This window comes from Kitasatospora sp. NPDC001095 (assembly GCF_053598615.1).
Window position 1 is genome coordinate 17798 of sequence record NZ_JBSFKQ010000056.1, and the last position, 20502, is coordinate 38299.

Annotated in this window: 21 protein-coding genes; 8 read left to right on the forward strand and 13 right to left on the reverse strand. The window is 74.9% G+C overall.

From position 1 onward, the window contains the following. Positions 1 to 66: 66 nt before the first annotated feature. Positions 67 to 696, forward strand: a complete 630-nt coding sequence (locus tag ACWDBB_RS31125) for a DUF1304 domain-containing protein (protein ID WP_449792751.1) — start codon at positions 67 to 69, stop codon at positions 694 to 696. A 175-nt stretch (positions 697 to 871) separates the two neighbouring features. Here the strand turns inward: ACWDBB_RS31125 and ACWDBB_RS31130 are convergent, their stop codons facing one another. Further along, positions 872 to 2239, reverse strand: coding sequence for a streptophobe family protein (locus ACWDBB_RS31130; RefSeq protein ID WP_449792752.1), 1368 nt, complete (start codon positions 2237 to 2239; stop codon positions 872 to 874). A gap of 549 nt (positions 2240 to 2788) precedes the next feature. On the opposite strand from ACWDBB_RS31130, the gene ACWDBB_RS31135 reads away from it, so the two are divergent. Then, entirely contained in the window at positions 2789 to 3865 is a 1077-nt protein-coding gene (locus ACWDBB_RS31135; RefSeq protein WP_449792753.1) for a DUF6777 domain-containing protein, read from the forward strand. A gap of 74 nt (positions 3866 to 3939) precedes the next feature. On the opposite strand, the gene ACWDBB_RS31140 is transcribed toward ACWDBB_RS31135, so the two are convergent. After that, positions 3940 to 4383 (reverse strand): winged helix-turn-helix transcriptional regulator, encoded by a 444-nt coding sequence (locus tag ACWDBB_RS31140; RefSeq protein WP_449792754.1) that lies wholly within the window; start codon positions 4381 to 4383, stop codon positions 3940 to 3942. 153 nt (positions 4384 to 4536) lie between these two features. Between ACWDBB_RS31140 and ACWDBB_RS31145 the strand changes: the two genes are divergently transcribed. After that, positions 4537 to 5772, forward strand: a complete 1236-nt coding sequence (locus ACWDBB_RS31145; RefSeq protein ID WP_449792755.1) for an MFS transporter — start codon at positions 4537 to 4539, stop codon at positions 5770 to 5772. A 7-nt stretch (positions 5773 to 5779) separates the two neighbouring features. Here the strand turns inward: ACWDBB_RS31145 and ACWDBB_RS31150 are convergent, their stop codons facing one another. Then, a complete protein-coding gene (locus tag ACWDBB_RS31150; protein ID WP_449792776.1) occupies positions 5780 to 6217 on the reverse strand; it encodes a DUF4259 domain-containing protein in 438 nt (145 codons plus the stop codon). A 120-nt stretch (positions 6218 to 6337) separates the two neighbouring features. On the opposite strand from ACWDBB_RS31150, the gene ACWDBB_RS31155 reads away from it, so the two are divergent. Both ACWDBB_RS31155 and ACWDBB_RS31160 read left to right on the forward strand, forming a co-directional pair. After that, positions 6338 to 7147 (forward strand): nucleotidyltransferase domain-containing protein, encoded by an 810-nt coding sequence (locus ACWDBB_RS31155; protein WP_449792756.1) that lies wholly within the window; start codon positions 6338 to 6340, stop codon positions 7145 to 7147. Further along, positions 7144 to 7503 carry a hypothetical protein gene (locus ACWDBB_RS31160; protein WP_449792757.1) on the forward strand — a complete coding sequence of 120 codons (360 nt, stop codon included), beginning with the start codon at positions 7144 to 7146 and terminating at the stop codon, positions 7501 to 7503. The genes ACWDBB_RS31155 and ACWDBB_RS31160 overlap by 4 nt, the downstream gene beginning before the upstream one ends. An 89-nt stretch (positions 7504 to 7592) precedes the next feature. Here the strand turns inward: ACWDBB_RS31160 and ACWDBB_RS31165 are convergent, their stop codons facing one another. Then, on the reverse strand, positions 7593 to 9206 hold the full coding sequence (locus tag ACWDBB_RS31165; protein ID WP_449792758.1) for an LCP family protein: 1614 nt from the start codon (positions 9204 to 9206) through the stop codon (positions 7593 to 7595). Beyond that, positions 9199 to 9819 carry a DUF6542 domain-containing protein gene (locus tag ACWDBB_RS31170; protein ID WP_449792759.1) on the reverse strand — a complete coding sequence of 207 codons (621 nt, stop codon included), beginning with the start codon at positions 9817 to 9819 and terminating at the stop codon, positions 9199 to 9201. The genes ACWDBB_RS31165 and ACWDBB_RS31170 overlap by 8 nt, the downstream gene beginning before the upstream one ends. 267 nt (positions 9820 to 10086) lie before the next feature. Here ACWDBB_RS31170 and ACWDBB_RS31175 point away from each other — a divergent pair, with 267 nt between their 5' ends. Both ACWDBB_RS31175 and ACWDBB_RS31180 read left to right on the forward strand, forming a co-directional pair. Next, positions 10087 to 10293 carry an antitoxin gene (locus ACWDBB_RS31175; RefSeq protein WP_363387466.1) on the forward strand — a complete coding sequence of 69 codons (207 nt, stop codon included), beginning with the start codon at positions 10087 to 10089 and terminating at the stop codon, positions 10291 to 10293. 71 nt (positions 10294 to 10364) lie between these two features. Next, complete coding sequence (locus ACWDBB_RS31180; protein ID WP_449792760.1) at positions 10365 to 11063, forward strand: lytic transglycosylase domain-containing protein; 699 nt, start codon at positions 10365 to 10367, stop codon at positions 11061 to 11063. 13 nt (positions 11064 to 11076) lie between these two features. On the opposite strand, the gene galE is transcribed toward ACWDBB_RS31180, so the two are convergent. The 4 genes from galE to ACWDBB_RS31200 all read right to left on the reverse strand — a co-directional run bounded on the left by galE (position 11077) and on the right by ACWDBB_RS31200 (position 14715). Next, positions 11077 to 12093, reverse strand: coding sequence for a UDP-glucose 4-epimerase GalE (gene galE / locus ACWDBB_RS31185; protein ID WP_449792761.1), 1017 nt, complete (start codon positions 12091 to 12093; stop codon positions 11077 to 11079). A gap of 127 nt (positions 12094 to 12220) precedes the next feature. Further along, on the reverse strand, positions 12221 to 12868 hold the full coding sequence (locus tag ACWDBB_RS31190; protein ID WP_449792762.1) for a hypothetical protein: 648 nt from the start codon (positions 12866 to 12868) through the stop codon (positions 12221 to 12223). A gap of 567 nt (positions 12869 to 13435) precedes the next feature. After that, positions 13436 to 13897, reverse strand: coding sequence for a hypothetical protein (locus ACWDBB_RS31195; protein ID WP_449792763.1), 462 nt, complete (start codon positions 13895 to 13897; stop codon positions 13436 to 13438). 53 nt (positions 13898 to 13950) lie between these two features. Further along, positions 13951 to 14715, reverse strand: coding sequence for a sigma 54 modulation/S30EA ribosomal C-terminal domain-containing protein (locus tag ACWDBB_RS31200; RefSeq protein WP_449792764.1), 765 nt, complete (start codon positions 14713 to 14715; stop codon positions 13951 to 13953). A gap of 341 nt (positions 14716 to 15056) precedes the next feature. Here ACWDBB_RS31200 and ACWDBB_RS31205 point away from each other — a divergent pair, with 341 nt between their 5' ends. After that, positions 15057 to 17588, forward strand: coding sequence for a cytochrome P450 (locus ACWDBB_RS31205; RefSeq protein WP_449792765.1), 2532 nt, complete (start codon positions 15057 to 15059; stop codon positions 17586 to 17588). Between the two features lie 67 nt (positions 17589 to 17655). On the opposite strand, the gene ACWDBB_RS31210 is transcribed toward ACWDBB_RS31205, so the two are convergent. The 4 genes from ACWDBB_RS31210 to ACWDBB_RS31225 form a co-directional block, all read right to left on the reverse strand. Beyond that, a complete protein-coding gene (locus ACWDBB_RS31210) occupies positions 17656 to 17802 on the reverse strand; it encodes a DUF6126 family protein (RefSeq protein WP_392877867.1) in 147 nt (48 codons plus the stop codon). A 43-nt stretch (positions 17803 to 17845) separates the two neighbouring features. Then, positions 17846 to 18187, reverse strand: coding sequence for an ArsR/SmtB family transcription factor (locus ACWDBB_RS31215; protein ID WP_049656769.1), 342 nt, complete (start codon positions 18185 to 18187; stop codon positions 17846 to 17848). 237 nt (positions 18188 to 18424) lie between these two features. Further along, complete coding sequence (locus ACWDBB_RS31220; RefSeq protein ID WP_449792766.1) at positions 18425 to 18886, reverse strand: hypothetical protein; 462 nt, start codon at positions 18884 to 18886, stop codon at positions 18425 to 18427. A gap of 284 nt (positions 18887 to 19170) precedes the next feature. Beyond that, complete coding sequence (locus ACWDBB_RS31225; protein WP_449792767.1) at positions 19171 to 20361, reverse strand: glycoside hydrolase family 3 N-terminal domain-containing protein; 1191 nt, start codon at positions 20359 to 20361, stop codon at positions 19171 to 19173. Positions 20362 to 20502: the final 141 nt, after the last annotated feature.

A 20502-nucleotide genomic window follows, 5' to 3' on the forward strand; every position in this document is an offset into this window, starting at 1 on the left:
GCGACCTGTGGTGCGAGTCGTGCCGCGCGCGGCGGGGATCGCGCGGCGGAGGAAGTGCAGCCGCCCATGGACGAGTTCGCGTTCCGCCCCACCCACGTCGCCCCACCGGACGGGATGGCCTCCTGGGCGGCGCCGGACCCGACCCAACCCACCGCCCGGGTGGACGGGCGGCTGCTGGTCGCCCTGCCGCAGCCGCCGCCCGCCGCCGGGGGCCCGCCCGCGCGGGACCGCCGACCCGCCGGTGGTGCCCCGGCCGCCCGCCGGGGCCGCACCGGTCGTCCAGCCGTCCTGGTCGCCCCCGACCGGAGGGAGCCGTCCGCCGTGAACGCCGTGAGCCAGGTCTTCGCCGTGGTCGCCGCGGCGATCCACCTGATCGTCTGGCCGCTCGAGAGCTTCCTGTACGGGCACCCGCGGGTGCGCCGGCTGCTCACCGGCAGCACGGCGGACGCCCCGGAGGTCCGGCTGTGGCGCGTCAACGTGGGCTTCTACAACCTGTTCCTGGCGCTCGGCCTGGTCACCGGCCTGGTCCTGCTGCACGCCGGCCACCCGGGGGCCGGGCGGGCGCTGGTGCTCTACGTCGCCGCGTTCATGCTCGCGGGCGGGGTCACCCTGTTCTGCTCCGAGCCGAAGCTCTGGCGGGGCGCGCTCGGCCAGGCGGTACCGCCAGCCGTCATCCTCCTGGCAGAGGCGTTCTGAACCCGGCCGTCCCGGGCGGGCCCCGCGGCCGGGGCGCCAACGGACCGCCGACTGCTCGCCGACCTGCGCCGTCACGCCCCTCGTCGGCACCTGCACCCACATCGCGACCAGCGTCACCGCCTCCCCACCGCCACCGCCAGGCACGGACTCCTGCCAAACCGTCCGGGTGATCCCGTCAACCGACAGGCCCGCCCAAGGGCGCTTCCTCCCCCGCTCCGGCGACCTCGCCACGGTGCCGCACCCGAGTGGCGAGCAGAGCACCGAGCGCGCCGGCCACCAGCCCCCAACCCGCCGCGAGCGGCACCGCCGTCCAGAGCACCGGGCTCAGGGTGAGGCTGCCGCTGCCCAGCGCGGCCAGCGGGCTGTTGCCGCCGAGCACGGCGCCCAGCAGGTCGCCCAGGCCTCCCCGGCCGAGGCCGACGCCGAGCACCGAGAGCCCGTAGTCGGCGTCCACCCGGGTCCACAGGCCCACCAGCAGCATGGTGACGGCGGCGGAGAGCGCGAACCGGACGGCGTGCTGCCAGAGCCGGACGGTGCGCGGTGAGCGGGCAGCCGCCAGGAACGCGGCCGCGAGCAGCAAGACGGCGGCCAGCGGCAACAGCCACCAGCTGCGCGCGTCCTGCTCCGCGAGGGTGCCGAGGTCGACGGTCGCCTGCCCGCCCTCGGAGGTGCGCAGCACGGCGCTGAGCGGCTTGGGGACGGGCAGGCCGAGCGCGCCGATCAGCCGCCCGTGCCATTCGGCACCGAGCCCGAGGCCGAAGGCCAACCAGACCAGGTTGGGCAGTGCGAGCAGCAGCACGGCCAGGGTCTGCCGGGCGTTGCCGTGCACGATCACGGTCAGCACCCCGGCCACCGCACCGATCACCAGGTACGCCAGCAGGACCGACCAGAGCGCGAAGGCCGCCGGGCGGACGGCGAGTTGGTGGCGCACCAGGGCGGCCGGCAGCGGGGCCCGGCGGGACACCGCGAAGGTGAGCGCGAGCACCACCAGCAGCCAGGCCAGCCCGATGCCGACGGTGGTCGGGCCGTCCGCGTGGAAGCCGACCTCCGGGGTGAGCCCGAGCGCGCCGCCGATCGACTGCGCCAGGTCGTCACCGAGCGGGACGACGAAGGTGTGCCGGGCGCCGAGGGTGATCAGCACCAGGGCGAGCAGCCAGAGCAGCACCGTCCGGCCGATCCGCCCGAGCAGCTCTCCGCCGCCCGCGACGGCGCGGAAGCGCAGTTGGCGCAGGAACACCTCCGCCATGGTGACCGCGCCGGCCACCGAGACGCTCAGCGGCATCGCGCTGATCTCGGCCCCGACGGCCGCGAAGTCTCCCGCGCCGCCGTCGAGCCGGACGGTGCCGCCGACGGCGAGTGCCAGCGTCGCGGCCAGCACGGCAGGGACGCCGCCGTCCGGGAGGTCGTCGGCGCCGGCCAGCCAGAGGCCGAGTGCGGCGACCGCCGCCATCGCCACCAGCCCGGCCACCACGACGGCGAGCGCCTCCAGCCAGCCTCGGACGGCACCGGGTGGGCCGGCGGCCCGGTTGGTGGGCTGCTGCATGCCGCCTCCTCGTGGTGCGCGGGGTGCCTGGGCTCCGGCCGGCAGCCGACCGGTTGCCGGTGGGGCTTCCAGGGTGGCCGACGGTCGGCGGGCACGCTCGGCGACGCCCGGCCCACCTGCTGTTGCGGCGGACGGGGGCGCGGGGGAGAAAGGGAAGCCGACGGCCGGAGTCTCCGGGGCCGGCCCCGGTCGGCCGACCGCCTGCGAAACGGAGCCTCGATGTCCTCCCAGCCACCTCCGTCCGGACCGCCCGGCGAGCCTTCGCAAGGTCCCCCGTCCGGGCCTCCGTCCACACCCCCGTCCGGGCCGCCCTCCGGGCCTCCGTCCGGACCGCCGTCCACGCCTCCTCCGCCTTGGGGCCCGTACGGGGCATCCGGGACGGGTGGTGCCTCCGGGACGGGCGGCGCCGGGGGTGCGAGCGGCCTCGGCGGTACGGGCGGGCCGTTCGGACCGGGCGGAGCCGGCAGGCCCGGGCCCGGTGCTCGCGGGCCCTGGTGGCGCTCCGGGAAGGGGCTGTTCCCGGCGGCGGGCACGGTGGCGGTGGCCGCGGTGGCCGCCGTGCTGATCACCGGCAACCAGGGCGGCCACCACTCGACCGTGCCGACGGCGAACGAGGTCGCCCTGCAGGCCCCGGCCGATCCCGGGCCGGACCCGTTCACCCCGTCGGTGGAGACCCAGGCGGTGAGCGCCCCCGCGCCCGCCCCCGTCACCCCGACGGCGCAGCATCCGGGCGGCACCTCGCCCGGAAGCGGCCCCACAGCGGTTCTCCACAGCGTCGGGGGCAGCTCGGCCGGGCTGTACGCCGGGACGACGAGCAAGCCGAGCTGCGACACCGAGCGCCTGATCGGGATGGTCTCGGCCGGGGACGCCGGGCGTGCCTGGGCCTCGGCCGTCGGCATCGCGCAGGCCGACATCCCGGGCTACCTGCGCTCGCTCACCTCCGCCTACCTGCGGGTGGACACCCGGGTGACCAACCACAGCTACCGGAGCGGCGCGGTGGTCGCGTACCAGTCCGTGCTCCAGGCGGGCACCGCCGTCCTGGTGGACGCCCGGGGCGTGCCCCGGGCGCGCTGCTCGTGCGGCAACCCGCTGAAGCCGCCGACGCCGGTGAACGACGCCCGTTACACCGGGAAGGCCTGGGCGGGCTTCCATCCGACCGCGCTGATCGTGGTGGTCCCCGCACCGCAGCCGGTGACCGAGATCGTCCTGGCGGACATCCAGACCGGCAGGTGGTTCTCCCGGCTGACCGGGCGGGCCGAGGCCGTGGACCGGACCGTCGAACCGCCGACGGGGCCGCTGGCCCCCGGCATCCCGCCGCCGGCGCCCTGGGAGCCCGCACCCACGGCCACCTCCCCCACGTCGCCCGGCACCCCCTCACCCGGCACGGCGACGAGCCCGGGGGCGACATCGCCGGGCACCATGAGCTCGGGCACGACGACCACGACGACCGGCACCACGTCCCCGCCCACCGCCACCTCCACCCCCACGTCCACCGTGACGGCGGCTACGCCCACCCATCCGGCGACCGGCACGACGACGGCGGGCCCCGCGAAGATCACCGCCGTCACGACGACCACCGGAACCGGGACCAGATCCGCAACCACGAGCGCCGCCAGGCCGAGCTGACCCGACGTCCGCCACCCGCCCACCGCTGCCACCGGCTACCACCCCGGCCACCCGGCCGGTGGCGGCGGCTCGCCTCAGGGCAGCAGCACCCGCGCGTCCTGCGGCCCGAGCAGCCGGCCGTCCGCCGAGCGCACCTCGACCGGTGCGACGGGCGCGCCGGACTCGCGGTCCACCAGGCGGGCCCGGGGCTCGCCCTCCTCGAAGAACCACTCTTCGCCCCACTGCCGCAGCGCCGTGATCACCGGGAACAGCGCGCGCCCCTTCTCGGTGAGGACGTACTCCTGATAGGGGCTGCCGTCCGCGGCCGGTGCGAGCTCGAACACGCCGTTGGCGACCAGGTTGGCCAGGCGGGCCGACAGGATGTTCTTGGCCAGGCCGAGGTTCTTCTGGAACTGCCCGAAGCGGCGCAGCCCGTCGAAGGCGTCACGGACGATCAGCAGCGTCCAGCCGTCACCGACGACGTCGATCGGACGGGCGACGGGGCAGCTCGATTCCTCGTGCGTGGTGCGTTTCGGCACTTCTCCCACCTCTCGGCCGTCGGCTCTCGGCTCCGGACTCCCACCGGTCGGCGCCCAGCGTACCGATCAGCATGGTTGCTTATTGAAACCAGGATATGCCATGGTCTCTCGGTAGCATTTTGAAACCACTGTGCCCTTCGAGGGAGTCCCACCATGACCTCTCCCGCCCGCACAACCGCGGCCTGCGCCGAGGCCGGACCACCCGACAACCCCGGCGGAGCGCCGGCGCGCGGCCTGTCGCCCGCCGCCGCCTGGCTGCTCTCCGTCGCCTGCGGCCTCGCCGTGGCCAACGTCTACTACTCACAGCCGCTGCTCGACCTGATCGCCCGGGACTACGGCATCTCCCCGGCCACCATCGGCCTGGTCGGCACCCTCACCCAGACGGGCTACGCCCTGGGCCTGCTGCTGCTCGTGCCGCTCGGCGACCACGTCAACCGCCGCACCCTGATCACCACCCAGCTGGGCCTGTCCGTCCTCGCCCTCCTCGCCGTCGCGCTCGCCCCCTCCGCCCCGCTGATGCTCGCCGCGATGGCCACCGTCGGCGTCCTCGCGGTCGTCGCCCAGGTGGTCGTCGCCCATTCCGCCCAACTCGCCGCCCCGGGCGACCAGGGCCGCGTGGTCGGCACCGTGACCAGCGGCATCGTGGTCGGCATCCTGCTCGCCCGAACCGTCGCCGGAACCATCGGCGACCTGGCGGGCTGGCGCGCCGTCTACCTGGCCTCCGCCGTCGCGGCCGCCGCCATGGCCCTCGCCGTCGCGGCCGCCGTCCCGTCCGAACGGCACCGCACGGTCGAGCGGATCGGCTACCCGCGCCTGGTCGGCTCGGTGTTCGTGCTCTTCGCCCAGGAGCGCGTGCTCCGCACCCGGGCCGTCCTCGCGCTGCTCAGCTTCACCTCCGTCACCGTGCTGCTCACCCCGATGGTGCTCCCGCTCGCCGCGCCGCCCTTCGCCCTCAGCCACACCCAGATCGGGCTCTTCGGCCTCGCCGGCGCCGCCGGAGCGCTCGGCGCCGGGTTCGCCGGCCGCCAGGCCGACCGCGGCCGGGCCGAACGCACCACCGGCATCGGCCTGTTCGCCATGCTGGTCGGCTGGCTCCCGGCCGCGCTGCTGCCGCACTCCGTCTGGTGGCCGGTGCTCGCCATGGTGGTGATCGACTACGGCCTGCAGTCCGTCCACGTCGCCAACCAGCACCTGCTCTACCAGGTCCGCCCGGAGGCGCGCAGCCGCCTGACCGCCGGCTACATGCTGTTCTACTCCGCCGGGTGCGGCGCCGGCGCGATCCTGTCCACCGTCGTCTACGACCACGGCGGCTGGACGGCCGTCTGCCTGCTCGGGGCCGCCACCAGCCTCACCGCACTCGGCTACTGGTGGACGGCGGCCCGCCACTGACGTCCGCTCAGATGTCGAAGAACGGCACGTCGATCGTCGGCGGCACCGGATCGAGGACGTCGCGCAGCTCCCGTATGCCCCGCCGCCAGGCCGGACCGCTCTCCGTCTCGTCCCACAGCTCCGCGAGCTCCGACTCCTCCGCCACCACCCGGTCCAACGCCTCCACCGCGAGCGGGCGCAGCTCGACGGAGAGCGGCGGTATCGGCTCCTCGGGGCCGTAGGCGCTCGTCACCGCCGCGCCGCCCGGGCACTGCGCCGCCACCAGCGCGGCGGCGACGACCGCCTCCACGGCCTCGTCCGAGTCCAGGTACTCCTCCGCCCGGACGGCGCCCAGCAGCGCCGACCGAAGCAGCGCCTCACGCTCACCCGGCGCCGCGTCGTCCAGGCCGTTGCAGAAGTCCGCCGCCGAGTCGTTGTCGAAGTGCCCGATGTCCCAGGTGCCCATGCCGTTCCCCACCACGCCGTTCGTGTTCGTGTGCAACGGATGCTTGCACACCCCACTGACAATCCGCGGGCCGACGGATATTCGCTGGTCAGCGGGGCGCCGCTGGGACATAGTGCCGCCATGACCACCACTCAGGGGCTGGACCGGGACGGCTTCATCGCACGGGAGGGCTCGCTCGAGCGCGTCCCCCCGGCGTTCGCGCCCGTGGTCGCGGCCGCCCGCGAGCGGATCGCCGCGGCCTTCACCCCCGACCGGCTGCACAGCGCCTACCTCTACGGCAGTGTCCCGCGCGGCACCGCGACACCCGGCGTCTCCGACCTCGACCTGCTGCTCGCCCTGCACCACGAGCCCAGCGCCGCGGACCGGGCGGCGGCCGACGCCCTCGAGGCCGCGCTCGACGCCGAGTTCGCGCAGGTGAACGGGGTCGGCGTGCTGCTCTTCGACACCGGCACGCTGCTCAGCGAGCTGGAACGCCACGACCTCGGCTGGTTCGTCGCCTGCCTCTGCACCCCGCTGCTCGGCAAGGACCTCGCCGCCCGGCTCCCCCGCTACCGCCCCACCTCGCTGCTCGCCCGGGAGACCAACGGCGACCTCGCCCTGGTCCTCCCGCAGTGGCGCGAGCGCCTGGCCGCCGCCGCCACGGACGGCGAACTGCGCGCACTCACCCGCGGCATCTCCCGCCGGCTCGTCCGCACCGGCTTCACCCTGGTGATGCCGCGCTGGGGCGGCTGGACCAGCGACCTCGCCGCCTCCGCCGAGGCCTTCGCCGCCCACTACCCCGAACGCGCCGCCCAGCTGCGACTCGCCGCCACCATCGCCCGCACCCCCACCGCCGACCGGGCCGCCCTGGCCGTGCTCGTCGACGACCTGGGCCCCTGGCTCGCCGCCGAGTACGCCGCCGTCCACGGCGTGAAGGCGCCCCGCCCGTGACGGCGCCGGAGACGGCGGGCCACCCGCTGGTCCGCGAGGTCTTCCCCGATCCGGTCGGGGAGCTGGTCGACCTCCTGACGCGGGAGGGCGAGCCCGAACCGGCCGCCCGCGCCTGGAGCCTGCGGCTGGTCGCGGAGTGCCGCTGCGGGGACGACTTCTGCCAGAGATTCCGGACGGCTCCGCATCCGTACGGCCGGCCGTACGGTCGGGGCCACCGGTGCGTCCGGCTCGATCCGGCCGAGGGCGTGCTCGTCCCGGACGTCGTGGACGCGCGGATCGGGTACGTCGAGGTCCTCGACCGCGAGCCGCTCCGGGACACCCGCCCCGGCCCGGCCCGAGGACCAGGCCGGCACTGAGCACCACGAGGGCCTGCCCCTGGCCGAGCCCCATGAGGGCCTGGCCCTGGCCAAGCACCACGAGGACCGTTCCGCCGCCCCGAGGAGCCTCAGTCCACGCACGGGATCCCGCCCGCCCGCACCGCCGGCCCCTGCATCGGCAGCCCCGCCGCCGGGTCGGCGGAGGGCTCTCCCTGCGCCGGGGCGCCCGACGGCACGGCCGTCGGGCTCGGGGTGCGGACGGGGGCGAGGGTGACCACCACGCGGCCCGCCGGGACGGCCGCCGAGTAGACCGCGCTCACCCCGTAGCGGGCGGCGAGGCGCTGGGCGTCGGTCTTGGCCCCGGCCCCGTAGGTGACCGCGGTGGCCCGCGTCCTGGCCGGGGCGTCACCGATCCGGCCCACCTGGTAGCCCAGTTCGGCCAGCGCCCTGGACTCGTCGGCCGCCACCCCCGCGGCCGCGTTGACGTCGACCACGGCCTTGAGCACCGCACCCGGGGCGGCGGCGGACGACGGGCCCGGTTCGACGGGCACGTCCCCCGGCGGGGCGGCCGGAACGACCGGCGCCGCCTCGTGGTTGAAGAGCTGTCGGACGATCTTCCTGATCAGGTCCGGGTTGACGGTGTTGACCTCCTGCCCGCCGACGGTCTTGAAGCCGCTGATCGGCAGGGTGTTGAACTCCACGTTGCCGCCGGTCAGGTTGGGCGCCTGCTGGGCGAAGTCGAGGATGTCCCACTCGTTGTCGATGACCACGTCCTTCTTCACCACCGCGAACAGCTTCTGCATCTGCCCGAGGTCGTTCAGGATGCCCTGCTGCTTGAGCTTGTACTCGACGGAGGAGAGGAACGCCTGCTGCCGGTGGGTGCGGTCGAGGTCGCCGTTGGCGAGGTGGTGGCGCTGGCGGACGAAGGAGAGCGCCTGCGCGGCGTCGAGGGAGCTGATCCCGGCCGGGAGCCTGAGGCCGGTGCCACCGCCCTCGTGGGTGGCGGTCCGGGCGGTGATCGGGTCGTCCACCGGGTGGTTGAGGCAGACCTGGATCGGCTCGACCGCCTTGGCGATGTCGTAGAAGCCCATCAGGTTCACCTCCGCGAAGTGGTCGATGGGGACGTCCAGGAAGGACTGCACCGTCTGGATGGTGGCCGAGCGGCCGGCCTCCCGGCTGCGCCGTTCCAGCTCCGCCCTGGAGAGCCCCCTGCCCGCCAGCTTCTGCTCCGCGGCCCCCTTGGCGATCCCGTACGCCTCCTTGACCTTGTGCATCCTGCCGTCGGCGCCGACGGTCTGTACGTAGTCGTCGCGCGGGACGGAGAGCGCGGTGACCCTGCCGCCGTCGGCCGGGATGTGCAGCACGATCAGGGCGTTGGTGTTGTACCCGCCGATCTCGCTGGAGCCGGCGTGCAGTTCGTCCTCCACGAACTGCCTGGGCAGGTCGTTGCCGTCCATGTCCTTGCGGCTGTCCAGGCCGATCAGCAGCAGGTTGACGGACTTGTCGAGGTGCGGCGGGGCGTTCTTCTTGGCCTCGCTCAGCGCGGAGGACTTGATCATGCCGTCGTCCAGGCTGCGGTACTCGTACCAGGTGAAGCCGCTGGCCCCGAGCACGGCGATCGAGACGGTGCAGGCCAGGGTGCGCCCGGCGACGGTGATCGGGGCGGCCCCGCGGCGCGGGAGGTGCCCGCGCTGACCGCGCTGACCCCGGCCGCCGGTACGGCTGTTGACGCGCTCAGCCACGGCGGCCCCTTCCACCGGGTGCGGCCGTCCTGCCTTTTCGCCGGCGCTCCGACACCGTCCGGCGGGCCGACGCGGCGCGGAGCGCGACCACGGCGAGCGCCACCGCCACGGCCGCGGCCATCACCGGGAACGCCCCGACCACCCAGCGCAGCACGCCGGTGCCGAGGTTCTTCCCCTGGTACTTCCCGGGCTGCGCGAGGTACTCGACGCCCGAGGCGGTGAGCAGCACCACGACCGGAGCGGCCGTCACCACCCACCACCGGCCCGCCCGGCTGCACAGCGCCGCGGCGGCCGCCGTCCCGAGCACCGAGCCCACCGCGAAGAGGAGGCCGACGCCCGGCCCGTCGAGTTCGTCCGCGACCGCGCCGAGCAGCGGCAGCCCGACCGCCGAGAGCGCGGCCGCCGCCCCGGCCCGTCGGCGCGCCTGCTGATGGCGGCGGGCCGCCCCGGGGCGCGGCGGCCGGGGCGTGACGGGGGCCGCGGCGGCGCCGGGGGCGCCGGGGGCGCCTGCGGCTCCCGCGCCGACCGCCCGGGAGCGCTGGGTCGGAAGGGCGCGGCCCTCGGTACGCGGTCCCGCGTCCTGGTACGGCGTTCTCGCCCGCTGACCGGCCATGCGCACTTCCCTCGATCGTTGCGGCCGCGGCGGCGCGATCGCACCGCCGCGTGTGCCGGGACGCCCTCGGTCCTGCCGGCGTCCTGGTGGGACCCCACCCTCTACATCGCTGTAGAGGATGGGGTGGAGCATACAAACCCATTTCAGCAAAGTCACCCGCTGCCACCCGGCAGCGACGGACCGCCCGGTGGGCCGTCGTTAGGATGGTCATGATCCCCGCCACGTCGGCACACCATCAGGAACGCATCAGAGGAGCAGAGCGTCACCATGTTTGAGAGTCTGAAGAACATCGCGGACAAGGCCACCGACCTCGCCCGCGAGCACGGCGACGTGATCGGGCAGGGCCTGGACAAGGTCGGCGACGCGATCGACGACCGCACGGACGGCAAGTACAGCGGGCAGATCGACACCGGCGTCGAGAAGGCGAAGGACTTCCTGCGCAACCTCGACGGCGACCGGAAGCCCACCGAGTAGCCTGCCGCGGGGCACGATCAGCCGCGCGGCGGTCGAACGGACATACGGGCGAACGGGGAGGGGCGGCAGCGGTGAGCGAGGAGAAGAAGGGGTCCGGCCGGGGACGCTGGCTGGTGATCGGCGTCGTGGTGGTGGCCGGACTGGGTCTCGTCCGCGGCAACGGCCACGACGGCGCGGCCTCCGCCGACCCCTCCCCGACCGCGGCCGCCCCGTCCGGCGCCTCCGCGGGCGCCGCGCCGTCGGCCGGCGCCTCCGCGGCGCCGTCGAAGCCCCCGAAGCCGTCGGGCTCCTACGACCCCGCCGACTACGCGGCGCCGGTGCGCCGGTACGCCGCCGAGGCCGGGGTCAACCCGCAGCTGCTGATGGCGATCCTCTACAACGAGGCGTACAAGCCTCACGACCCCGAGCTCGAACGGGCCTGGCAGCGGAGCAAGCCGGACGCCTCCTTCGGCATCGCCAACATGCACCGGGCCGCCTTCGACGAGACCAAGCCCGGCCGCCCCTTCGCCTCCCGGCAATGGGAGGAGCTGCCGGACGACCGCGACCTGGCCATCCAGGCGGCCGCCTGGCACCTGCACGACCTCGCCGCACAGCTGCCCGTCCGCCCGGGCGCGCCGCTCACCCGGGACGAACTGGCCGCCCTCGGATACAACGCGGGCGCGGGCAACATGCTGGCCTTCGCCCGGGGCGTCAAGATCGGCTCCCAGGCGCAGTCCTACCTCGACCGACTGCGCGACAACTGGTCGAAGTCCGGCGAGGCCGTCAAGTAGCGTCGTGCGGCGGTCAGCTGACGCCGACCCGGGCCGACCAGACCCGCCGCCAGGCCAGCGCGTCGGCGACCCCCTCGGCGATGCCGCGCCGCGGCTGCCAGCCGAGCAGGTCCCGCGCGGTGTCCACGACGGCGTAGCAGCCGATCACGTCCCCGGGCCGCGGTCCGGCCTCCCGCACCTCCAGGCTGGCGCCGACGGCCTGTTCGAAGGCGGCGATCAGCTCCCGCACGGTGGTCCCGTCGCCGGTGCCGACGTTGATCACCCGGTAGCGGTCCGCCACGCCCGGGGCGATCACCTCGTCGAACCGCAGCAGCGCCGCGACGTGCGCCTCGGCGAGGTCCTGGACGTGGACGTAGTCGCGGATGCCGGAGCCGTCGCGGGTCGCCCAGTCGGTGCCGGTCACGGTGAACGGGGTGCCGGTGGTGTGCGCCTCGATCAGCTTGCCCAGGGCGTGGGTGGGGTTGAGGTCCTGGAGGCCGGTGCGCAGCTGCGGGTCGGCGCCGATCGGATTGAAGTAGCGCAGGGCGATGACGCGTTGGCGCTCGGCGCCCTCGCCCCGGGTCCAGTCCTGGAGGACCTGCTCCATCATCTGCTTGGTGCGCGCGTACGGGCTGCCGGCGTCGACCGGGCTGCTCTCGTCGACCCGGGCGTCAGGGGTGGGGGCGTAGATCGACGCGGAGCTGCTGAAGACGATCCGGGTGCAGCCGTTGCGCTGGAGGGCGTCCAGGAGCTCGACGGTCTTGGCGACGTTCTCCCGGTAGTAGTACAGCGGCTTGGCCACCGACTCCGGTACGACGATCTTCGCGGCACAGTGCACGGTGGCGTCGATGTCGGGATGCTCGGCGAAGATCCGGTCGAGCAGGGCGGCATCGGCGATGTCGCCCCGGTAGAAGACCCGGTCCGCGACGAACTCTGTCCGTCCCCGGGAGAGGTCGTCCAGCACGACCGGGGTGATCCCCCGGTCGAGCAGGGCGGAGGCGACGGTGCTGCCGATGAATCCCGCACCTCCGGTGATCAGGACCTTCTTCATGCGCGGACGCTCCCTTGCGATCGTCCGGGCACCCGCGGTGGCGCCCGGTGACCGAAAAGGACGTCGGTTCGCACCCGGCTGGTTCCGCCGGGCGCCCCCGCGACCCGGCCGGGCGGTCCAGGACGGGTCAGCCGCGGTGGCGGCGCAGCCAGAGTCCGGTGGCGACCAGCACCACGGCCGCGCAGGCGGTGCCGATGGCCGCCCAGGTGGTGGTGTCGGAGGTGGTCGCGTGGGCGGGGCGCGGCGAGCCCTCCCGGGCGGCGACGGCGGCGGTCCCCGCCGCCGCGGTGCTTCCCGCCGCCGTCGCGGTCTCCCGGAGCGGGGCGGGGGCCACCTCGGCGGACCGCGGCGAGCCTTCGGACAGCGCCGGGTCCTCCGTCTCCGGGGGCGTCGGGTCGGCGATCGCGACGGTGTCGACGTCGAGTTCGCGCTCGCCGTGCCCGAGGGCGGGGACGACGCAGTCCACCGTCACCCGCCAGTGCCCGACGGGGAGGGCCTCCCGAGTGGTGTACGTGCCGGGGCTGCCGGGGGCGGTGACCAGGCGCCAGGGGCCGACGGTGCGACCGTCGGAGGCCGTCGCGGAGAGCGTGCCGGTGAACTCCCCGGTCACCGGGTCGTGGTCGTTCTCCCAGGTGGCGACGGTGCTCACGCGGCCGTTCCGCTGGCCGGTGACGTCCAGGTGGACGCCGTCGCCGTGGGCGGCGGCGGGTACGGCGGCGGGCAGCAGGGCGGCGGCGGCCAGGGCGAGGGCGGCGAGGTGGGGGCGGGTTCGCATACGGGCTGGTCCTCGGGGCGGTGCGGGGGCGGGGGCACTGGGAACGGCCGGCGCCGGGAACGGCCGCCGCCGGGTGGGCGGTCGACGTTCCCGGCGCGACGGGCCTGCAGGCCTGCGGGCCTACGGGCCCACGGGCGTCGGCGGCTCGGGTCGAAGGGTCGGCCGGCATACGGGCCGACCGGTTTCACGGACTCACAGGAACAGCCTTACCCCGAACGACTCACGAGGCCCTCGACAGCGGCCGGTTCTGCCAAGGGCTTCCGCCCGGCGACTGCCGACCGCCGCAGCCCCGACCCAAGACAGCCGACGCACAGGGGATCTGACTTATGGTCACCTCAACGGCCATGCACCACCCCCGGGTCGGGCTCCCCTGACGCGCGGGGCTCGGACCTTCCGACACTCCGGAGAGCGGGAGGGGCGGCCGGAGATAACAGAAATCGCCCGCGGAGTTCCCCCGTCCGACTCAAGGAAAAAGCGGTGCGCCCGGACACTGCCGGGCGCACCGCTTGCACCCCGGACCCGCCATCGCGGTCCGAGACATGACGAACACTCAGGGCGACCGAAGGGTCAGGCCGCGACCCTCACCCGCTCCGCCCCGAAGGCCGCCGCACCGACCGCGGACCGTACCGCCGCCACCGCGCCGGCGCCGCAGCCCCCGTGCAGGCGGGCCAGCCCGGCCGCCAGGGCGATCCGGTCCCCGGCCAGCCAGAGCCGCAGGGCCGCCGAGAGCGCGGCACTGGCCGGACCGGCCGCGGGGCCGCCGGTCCGCGCGAGCCGCTCACCGAGCAGCGGCAGCAGGTCCGCGACCGGGGCGGGCAGCCACAGGGTGAGCGCGAAGGGTGCCGGTCTGGACAGCACGCGCAGCAGCGGCAGGACGCAGGTGTCGTCGTGCAGCGCGGGGATGACCTCCAGCAGTCCGTCCACCGCCACGTCCGAGACGTCGCCACCGTGCCCGCGCGCGAGTTCGCGCAGCAGCGCGCGCTCGGCGGCGGTGATCCGGACGGTCAGCATGACTTCTTCGCAGTCCATGGTCCCGACCCCTTGTCGTGGAGAGTTCGTGGTGTGGTCGTCGTGCCGTGGTGTCAGTCCTGTGCCGAGTGGGTTCCTGCCCCGATCCGGCCGTCCGACACCGGCGCTATCAGGCCGTAGTGGCCGTCGAAGCGGCGGTAGAGCACCCGGGCGCGGTGGTCGCCGGGGTCGGTCCAACCGACGAACGGGCGGCCGGTGAGCCAGAGCCGGCGGGCCGCCTCGGCGAGGTCGAGCGGGGGCATCGCGCTGGTGCCGGCGGCGCACAGCTCCACGGTGCCGCCCGGCGAGCAGCGGTGGACCAGGCTGTCGCGCCCGGTCGCGGCGTCCGCGAAGAGGTGGAACCGCCGGTCGAGGGCGAGCAGTTCGAGCACGGCCTGTTCGGGGTTGCGGCGAGCGAGCACGACCGCCTTGTGCCGGGCGATCCGCCGCTGGGCGAGCGGGCGGTCGGCGTACTGGGGGCGGTAGGAGCTCTCGTAGGCGGCGGCGAAGCCGATGTCCCCCTGCTCGCGCAGCCGGAGGGCCCGGCCGGCCAGCGTGCCGAGCACCAGGTCGACGGACTCCCGCGCGGTGCCGGTGGCCAGTTGGACCCGGACCGGCCCGAGACCCGCCAGCTCGACGCCCGCCTGGGCCAGCGCGGGCCGGGTCACCGAGCGGTTCCGCGAGCGGGTCAGCCGCAGTCGCAGCGCGTGGGCGTCGGGGCCGAGCGCCGTGGCGGTGGCCAGCGCCCGTACCCGGGCGTACTCGGCCTCCTCACGCGGCAGCTCGCCGCGGATCTCCACCCGGACGTCGAGGGCCGGCCGGTGGCGCAGACGGGTCATCAGGTTCCTCCTTCTTCGCATCCATGCTGTCCCTCGCACGCCCGTGCGGCGAGGGTCCAAAGACCCTGCAGTCCGGGCAACCGCCGGGCCGCCCGGGCGAAGGCATCCGCGCAGGTCAACACGGAGCTTCGAGCACGCACGAAAGGGTCGATCCACTCGGCCGTTGGAGTGATCCCCGCACATTCGGCGCAACGCTCGGGAAACCGGCGCGTTTGCTCAACGTGCGCCCTCCCGCCGGGGGCGCGCGCGGGGGCCGCGCTGGGCGGTCCCCCGCATCCCGGCCGGCCCGCCGCTGCCACCCGGTATCGCCCGCACCGGCCCCTCTGGTGAGAGGTAGTGTCATGTCCCTGCTGACCGAGACCCGGAAGCTGATCGTCCCGCCGAGAACCGCACCCGGCCCTTCCCCGCTGGCCCGCGCCGCCGTCCCCCCGCTGGCCCCCGGCGCCCTGCCCGGCCTCGGGCACGCCGGCGCCCTGCTGCGCGACCCGCTGGGCTTCCTCGGCTCGCTCTCCCGCCACGGCGGGGTGGTCCGCATCCGACTCGGCCCGCGCACCGTCTGCGTGGTGACCGACGCCCGGCTGGTCCACACCCTGCTCGTCGCACTGGCCCACGACTGCCCGCGCGGCGCCGTCCAGGACACCCTCAAGACGGCCTTCGGCGACGGCCTGCTGATGTCCGAGGGCCAGGCCCACCGCGACCGCCGCCGGATCATCCAGCCGGCCTTCGGCCCGGACCGGATGGGCGAGTACCTGGCCGTGATGCAGCAGGTCACCGAGGAGCGGGCCGCGCGCTGGCGCCCCGGGCAGGTGCTCGACGTGGCCAAGGAGATGAACCACCTGGCACTGGAGATCGTCACCCGCTCGCTGTTCGACGCCCGGCTCAGCGAGGACGCCACCGTCGCCTTCCACCGGGCACTGCCGGACCTGGTGAAGGGCCAGATCGTCCAGTCCCTCTACCCGAAGCCGTCGCTCGCCCGGCTGCCGCTGCCCGTCAACCGGCGCTTCGACGACGCCGTGCGGGTGCTCAACCGGGTGGTCGACCAGGCCGTCAACGGCCGTGCCCCGACCGCGGGCACCGGGGCCGGGGCCGGGGCCCGACGCACCCTGCCCGCCCTGCTGCGCGCCGCCACCGACCCGGCGACCGGCTGCCCGCTCACCGAGGCCGACGTCCGCTCCGAGGCGATCACCATGTTCGGCGCGGGCACCGAGACCGTCTCCACCACCCTCACCTGGCTACTGGACGAGCTGCTGCGCCACCCCGAGGCGGAGGCCCGGATCCTCGACGAGCTGGACGAGCACCTGCCCGTCGGCACCGTCCCCACCCCCGAGGCGCTGGCCCGGCTCACGTACACCCGCAGCGTCACCCAGGAGGTGGTGCGGCTGCACGCGCCCAACGCCTTCCTGATGCGCACCGCCCAGGTGCCGGTCGAGCTGGGCCCGTACCGCGTCCCGGCCGGCACCGAGCTGCTGTACAGCCTCACCGCGCTGCACCGCGACCCGGTGCGCTACCCGGAGCCGACGAGCTTCCGGCCCGAGCGCTGGCAGGACGGCGGCGGCACCGGGCGGCCCTCCTTCCTGCCGTTCGGGGCGGGCAAGCACAAGTGCATCGGCGAGGCCTTCGCCTGGGCGGAGCTGACCGTCGCGGCCGCGGCGATCCTCCGCCGCTGGCGCCCGACGGCCGTGCCGGGCTCCCGGGCCCGCGAAGTGGTGTGGACGACGGTCCAGGCGCACGGCCTGCGGGTGCGGCTCGCGCCACGCGGCGCGCGCTCCCCACGCGGACGCACCTCGACGGCCTCCCGCGACGGCGACGCCGCCGCCTCACCGGGGAACGCGGTGGCCTCCTCGCAGGGCGAGCCGCCCGACCGGTGTCCGTTCACCGGCGCCGACCGCGCGACCGCCCCCGCCACCTCCACGGCCCCGGCCGCGCCCACGAGCCCGGCCGGCCCGGCGGCCCCCCGGCCGCGCACCCATCTGCGCCTCGCCGCCGACCGGCACGCCGACTGGGTGGTCCGCCACGGCCTGCTCACCCCGCCCGAGCTGCCCCGCTACCGGGCCTACGCGCTGCACGAGCTGATCGGCCACGCCTTCCCCCGCACCCGGGGCGCCGAACTCGACCTCCTGGTGGACATGCTGGGCTGGTTCACCATCCTGGACGACCGCTTCGACGGCTCGCCCGGCCGCCACCCCGACGAGGCCCGCGCCCTGGTCGACCCGCTGATCGCGGTCCTCGACGGAGCCCCCGGCGACAGCCCGTCCGAGAGCCACACGCTGCTCGCCTGGCGGGAGTTGTGGCAGCGGCAGACCGCGTCGATGTCCCCGGAGTGGCGCGCCCGGGCGACCCGGGAGTGGCGGGCCTGCCTGGCCACCTTCCCCGCCGAGGCCGACCACCGCGCCCGCGGCACCGTGCCCGCCCTCGGCCTCGACCTCACGGACACCATGCACCTGCGCCGGCACGGCAGTTGCCTCTACCCGTTCATGAACATACTGGAACGGGTCCACGGCGCCGACGCCCCGGCCGCGCTCCACGCGGAGCCCGCGCTGCACCGGCTGCGCGCCAACACCGCCGACGCCGCCACACTGATCAACGACCTCTACTCGCTGAGGCGCGAGGAACGACAGCCCGGGGCCGCCTTCAACACCGTGATCGCCCTCCAGCGGGCCCACGGCTGCACCCGGAGCCGGGCGGTCCACTCGGTGCGCGCCCAGGTGGCGCGGCTGCAGCAGGAGAGCGAGGAGCTGCGCCGCGAGCTGCTGTGCCGCCACCCTTCCGGGCGCTGGTACCTGGACGGCACCCGGGAGCTGATCGCCGGCGTGCTGGCCTGGACCAGCACCAGCCACCGCTACCTGGTGCCGGACCGCGGCCGGCGCCGGTGAGGGTCCCGCCCGCGGCGCAGCCGAGCGTCCCGCTCCCGGCGACGGTGAGGCTCCCGCCCGCGGCGCGCTACTTCCGGCCGCCGAGCGCGAACAGCAGCAGCACGAAACCGGCGAACAGGTGCGTGGCGAAGATGTAGATGCCCGCGCGGATCAGCATCGCCTTGCGGCGCCGCTTCTCCTCGCTCGTACCCTCGTCGCTCGTGCTGTCGCTCATGGTGGTGCTTCTCCTCGGATCGGGCGGACGGACCGGGCTCGGCTCAGCGGGGCCGACCGCCGGGGGCGCGCAGCTCGGTGAGCAGCGCGCCCTGGTCGGTGATCAGCTCGGTCAGGATCCGCCGGGCCGCGCGCAGCAGCTCGGCGACGTCCGGGGTGCTGAGCGCGTAGACCACGGTGTTGCCCTCGCGGGTCGCCGTGACCAGCTGGGTGCGGCGCAGGACCGCGAGCTGCTGGGAGAGGTTGGAGGGCTCGACCTCGATCTCCGCCAGCAGCTCGCGCACCGGCCTGGGTCCGTCCTGGAGCAGCTCCAGGACCCGGATCCGCACGGGGTGGCCGAGGGTGCGGAAGAACTCCGCCTTGGCCTGGTACAGCGGTACCGGCATCGTCCGCGCACTCCCTCTGGTCCGGCTCGGTGGTCGTCCGGCCGGGCGGGATCGGAGCCGCGGCCGGTAGGCATCATCGCGACAGATGAAGATTTCTTCAAGTCGTCACAGTGCGTCGACCGCCCGACGGGCCCGGGCCGCGGGATCGACCACCGGGCCCCGACCGGGTCAGGGCAGCCGAAAGCCGAGCCCGGGATGCTGCCAACTCCCGGGCTCGGCAGTCACCATGACGAATCGTCAGCAGACCACGGGCACATCGGCGGTGGCCGGCACCTGACCGCTCCAGAACCCCTCGACGTCGAAGGACACGTGCACGGTGGACCCACACGCCACGGTGGCCGCAATACCGTCCACCCGCACGGTGCTCACCTGGAAGACGGTGCGGCCGCTCACCGCGCCGAGCGAGGTGCCGCCGACCACGTCGGCCGACAGGTGGGTCACCAGCTCCTTCGGCGCCGGCGGCCACGGGGTGCCCGGGGACGGCGGGCCGGCCAGGCCGATCTTGCCGTAGATCGCGACGCTGTCACCGGTCACGTCGGCGCAGGCGTAGGTGGCCAGACCGGCCTGGAGGCTGTAGTTCCCGCAGGTGGTGACGGTGGTGGTGGCCAGGGTCGGAGCCGCGGCGAAGGCGGGGACGGGGGCCGAGAGCAGGGCGACGGCGCCGGCGGCACCGGCGGCGATCCGGGCGATCCGGTTCATGGGTTCCTCCTTGAGGGGAACGAGGGCGGACTGGGACAGGTGACGTGGTACATATGACATTTCATAGGTCCACGACAGGAACTTTGCCATGTGATTCATAAGCCCAGAGCCCGATTTACCCTTTGAACCGAATGCTCGGCTAAAATCCGACCTTCGATGGCTCAAACGCCCTTGAGCGGTAGAACTTCCCCACACGCCTGGGCGACGCCCGCCTTGAGCCCAGGTGAACCGCATGCGAACCGCCGCCGCGACCGCCCTCGCCCCGCTTGCCGGCGCCCGCGCGCTCAGCCCAGGGAGGCGCGCAGGGCGTCGACGCGGGACACGGCGTCGGTGAAGGCGTGCCGGTCGAGGCGGCCGTCGTCCAGGGCGGCGGCCAGCGCCTCGGCGGCGTCCTCGGCCTGCCGGGGGTCGCGGGCGGAGCAGAGCAGCAGGTCCATCCCGGCCTCGGCGGCGGCCAGCGCGCGGTCGCCGGTGCCGCCGTACGGGGCGAGCGCCTGGGCCTCCATCGCGTCGGTGACGGTCACGCCGCCGAAGCCCAGCCGGCCGCGCAGCTCGCCCTGGATGATCCTTGGCGAGAACCCGGCCGGGTGGTCCGGGTCCAGCGCCGGGTAGACCGCCCAGGAGGCCATCACCAGCCGCACGCCCGCCGCGATGGCCGCCCGGTACGGGGCCTCGCCGCGGGAGCGGAGCTGGGACAGCGGCACGTTCAGAGTGACCGGGCGCTCGTCGGTGTTCTCGCCCCGGGGCGCCGCACCGAGGCCGGGGAAGTGCTTGGCGGTCGCGGCCACGCCGAGGCCCTGCTGGGCGGCGAGGAAGGCGCTGCCCAGTTCCGCCACCTTGGCGGGGTCCTGGCCGTAGGAGCGCTCGAAGTGGTCGATGAAGTTGTCCGGCATGTCGTAGGCGTCGAGCACCGGGGCGAGGTTGAGGTTCAGCCCGGCGTCGGCGAGGGTCCGGGCGGCACCGGCCCCGGTCTCCGCCGCCGCGGCGAGCGGGTTCGCCGCCGACCCGACACGCCGGGCCGAGAGTTCGGGCTCGCCGGGCAGCCGGCGGACCTTGCCGCCCTCCTGGTCGGTCATCAGCAGCAGGGTGCGCGGATGCGGCGCCTCGGCCGCGGCCTGCTTCAACTCGGCGACGGCCTCGGTGAGTTGCTCGGGACTGGTGACGTTCTCGCCGAACAGGATCACCCCGGCGGCCCGGCCCTCCCGGATCACCTGGAGCACCCCGGGCGGCGGCGTCGGGCCGGGGTACGACAGCACGATCCGCCGCCCGGCGAGCACCCGGGAGTCCTCCTGCCCGTGGCCGGCCATCGCCGCGCCCCTCTCGTTCGAAGCGCTCGAAGCAGTCGATACGGTCGAAGCGCCCGGGCGCTCCGGGCCGCCCGGCCGGGCGGACGATCCGAGCGGCACCGGCCCGAGCGCGGCTCCCAGCACCGCCAGCACGACGCCGAACTGGGCGACACTTCGGAACGGGACCATCACGCCTCCCGGGCCAGTATTTGACTACGGCATGTCAACTTACCCCGGGGCACGGCCCGGCATTCCCTCTGCGCAGCTGTATCCGATATTCCGACTTATAAGCCACCAACGCCGCGCCCTACGCCGAACGGGGGCCCAAGA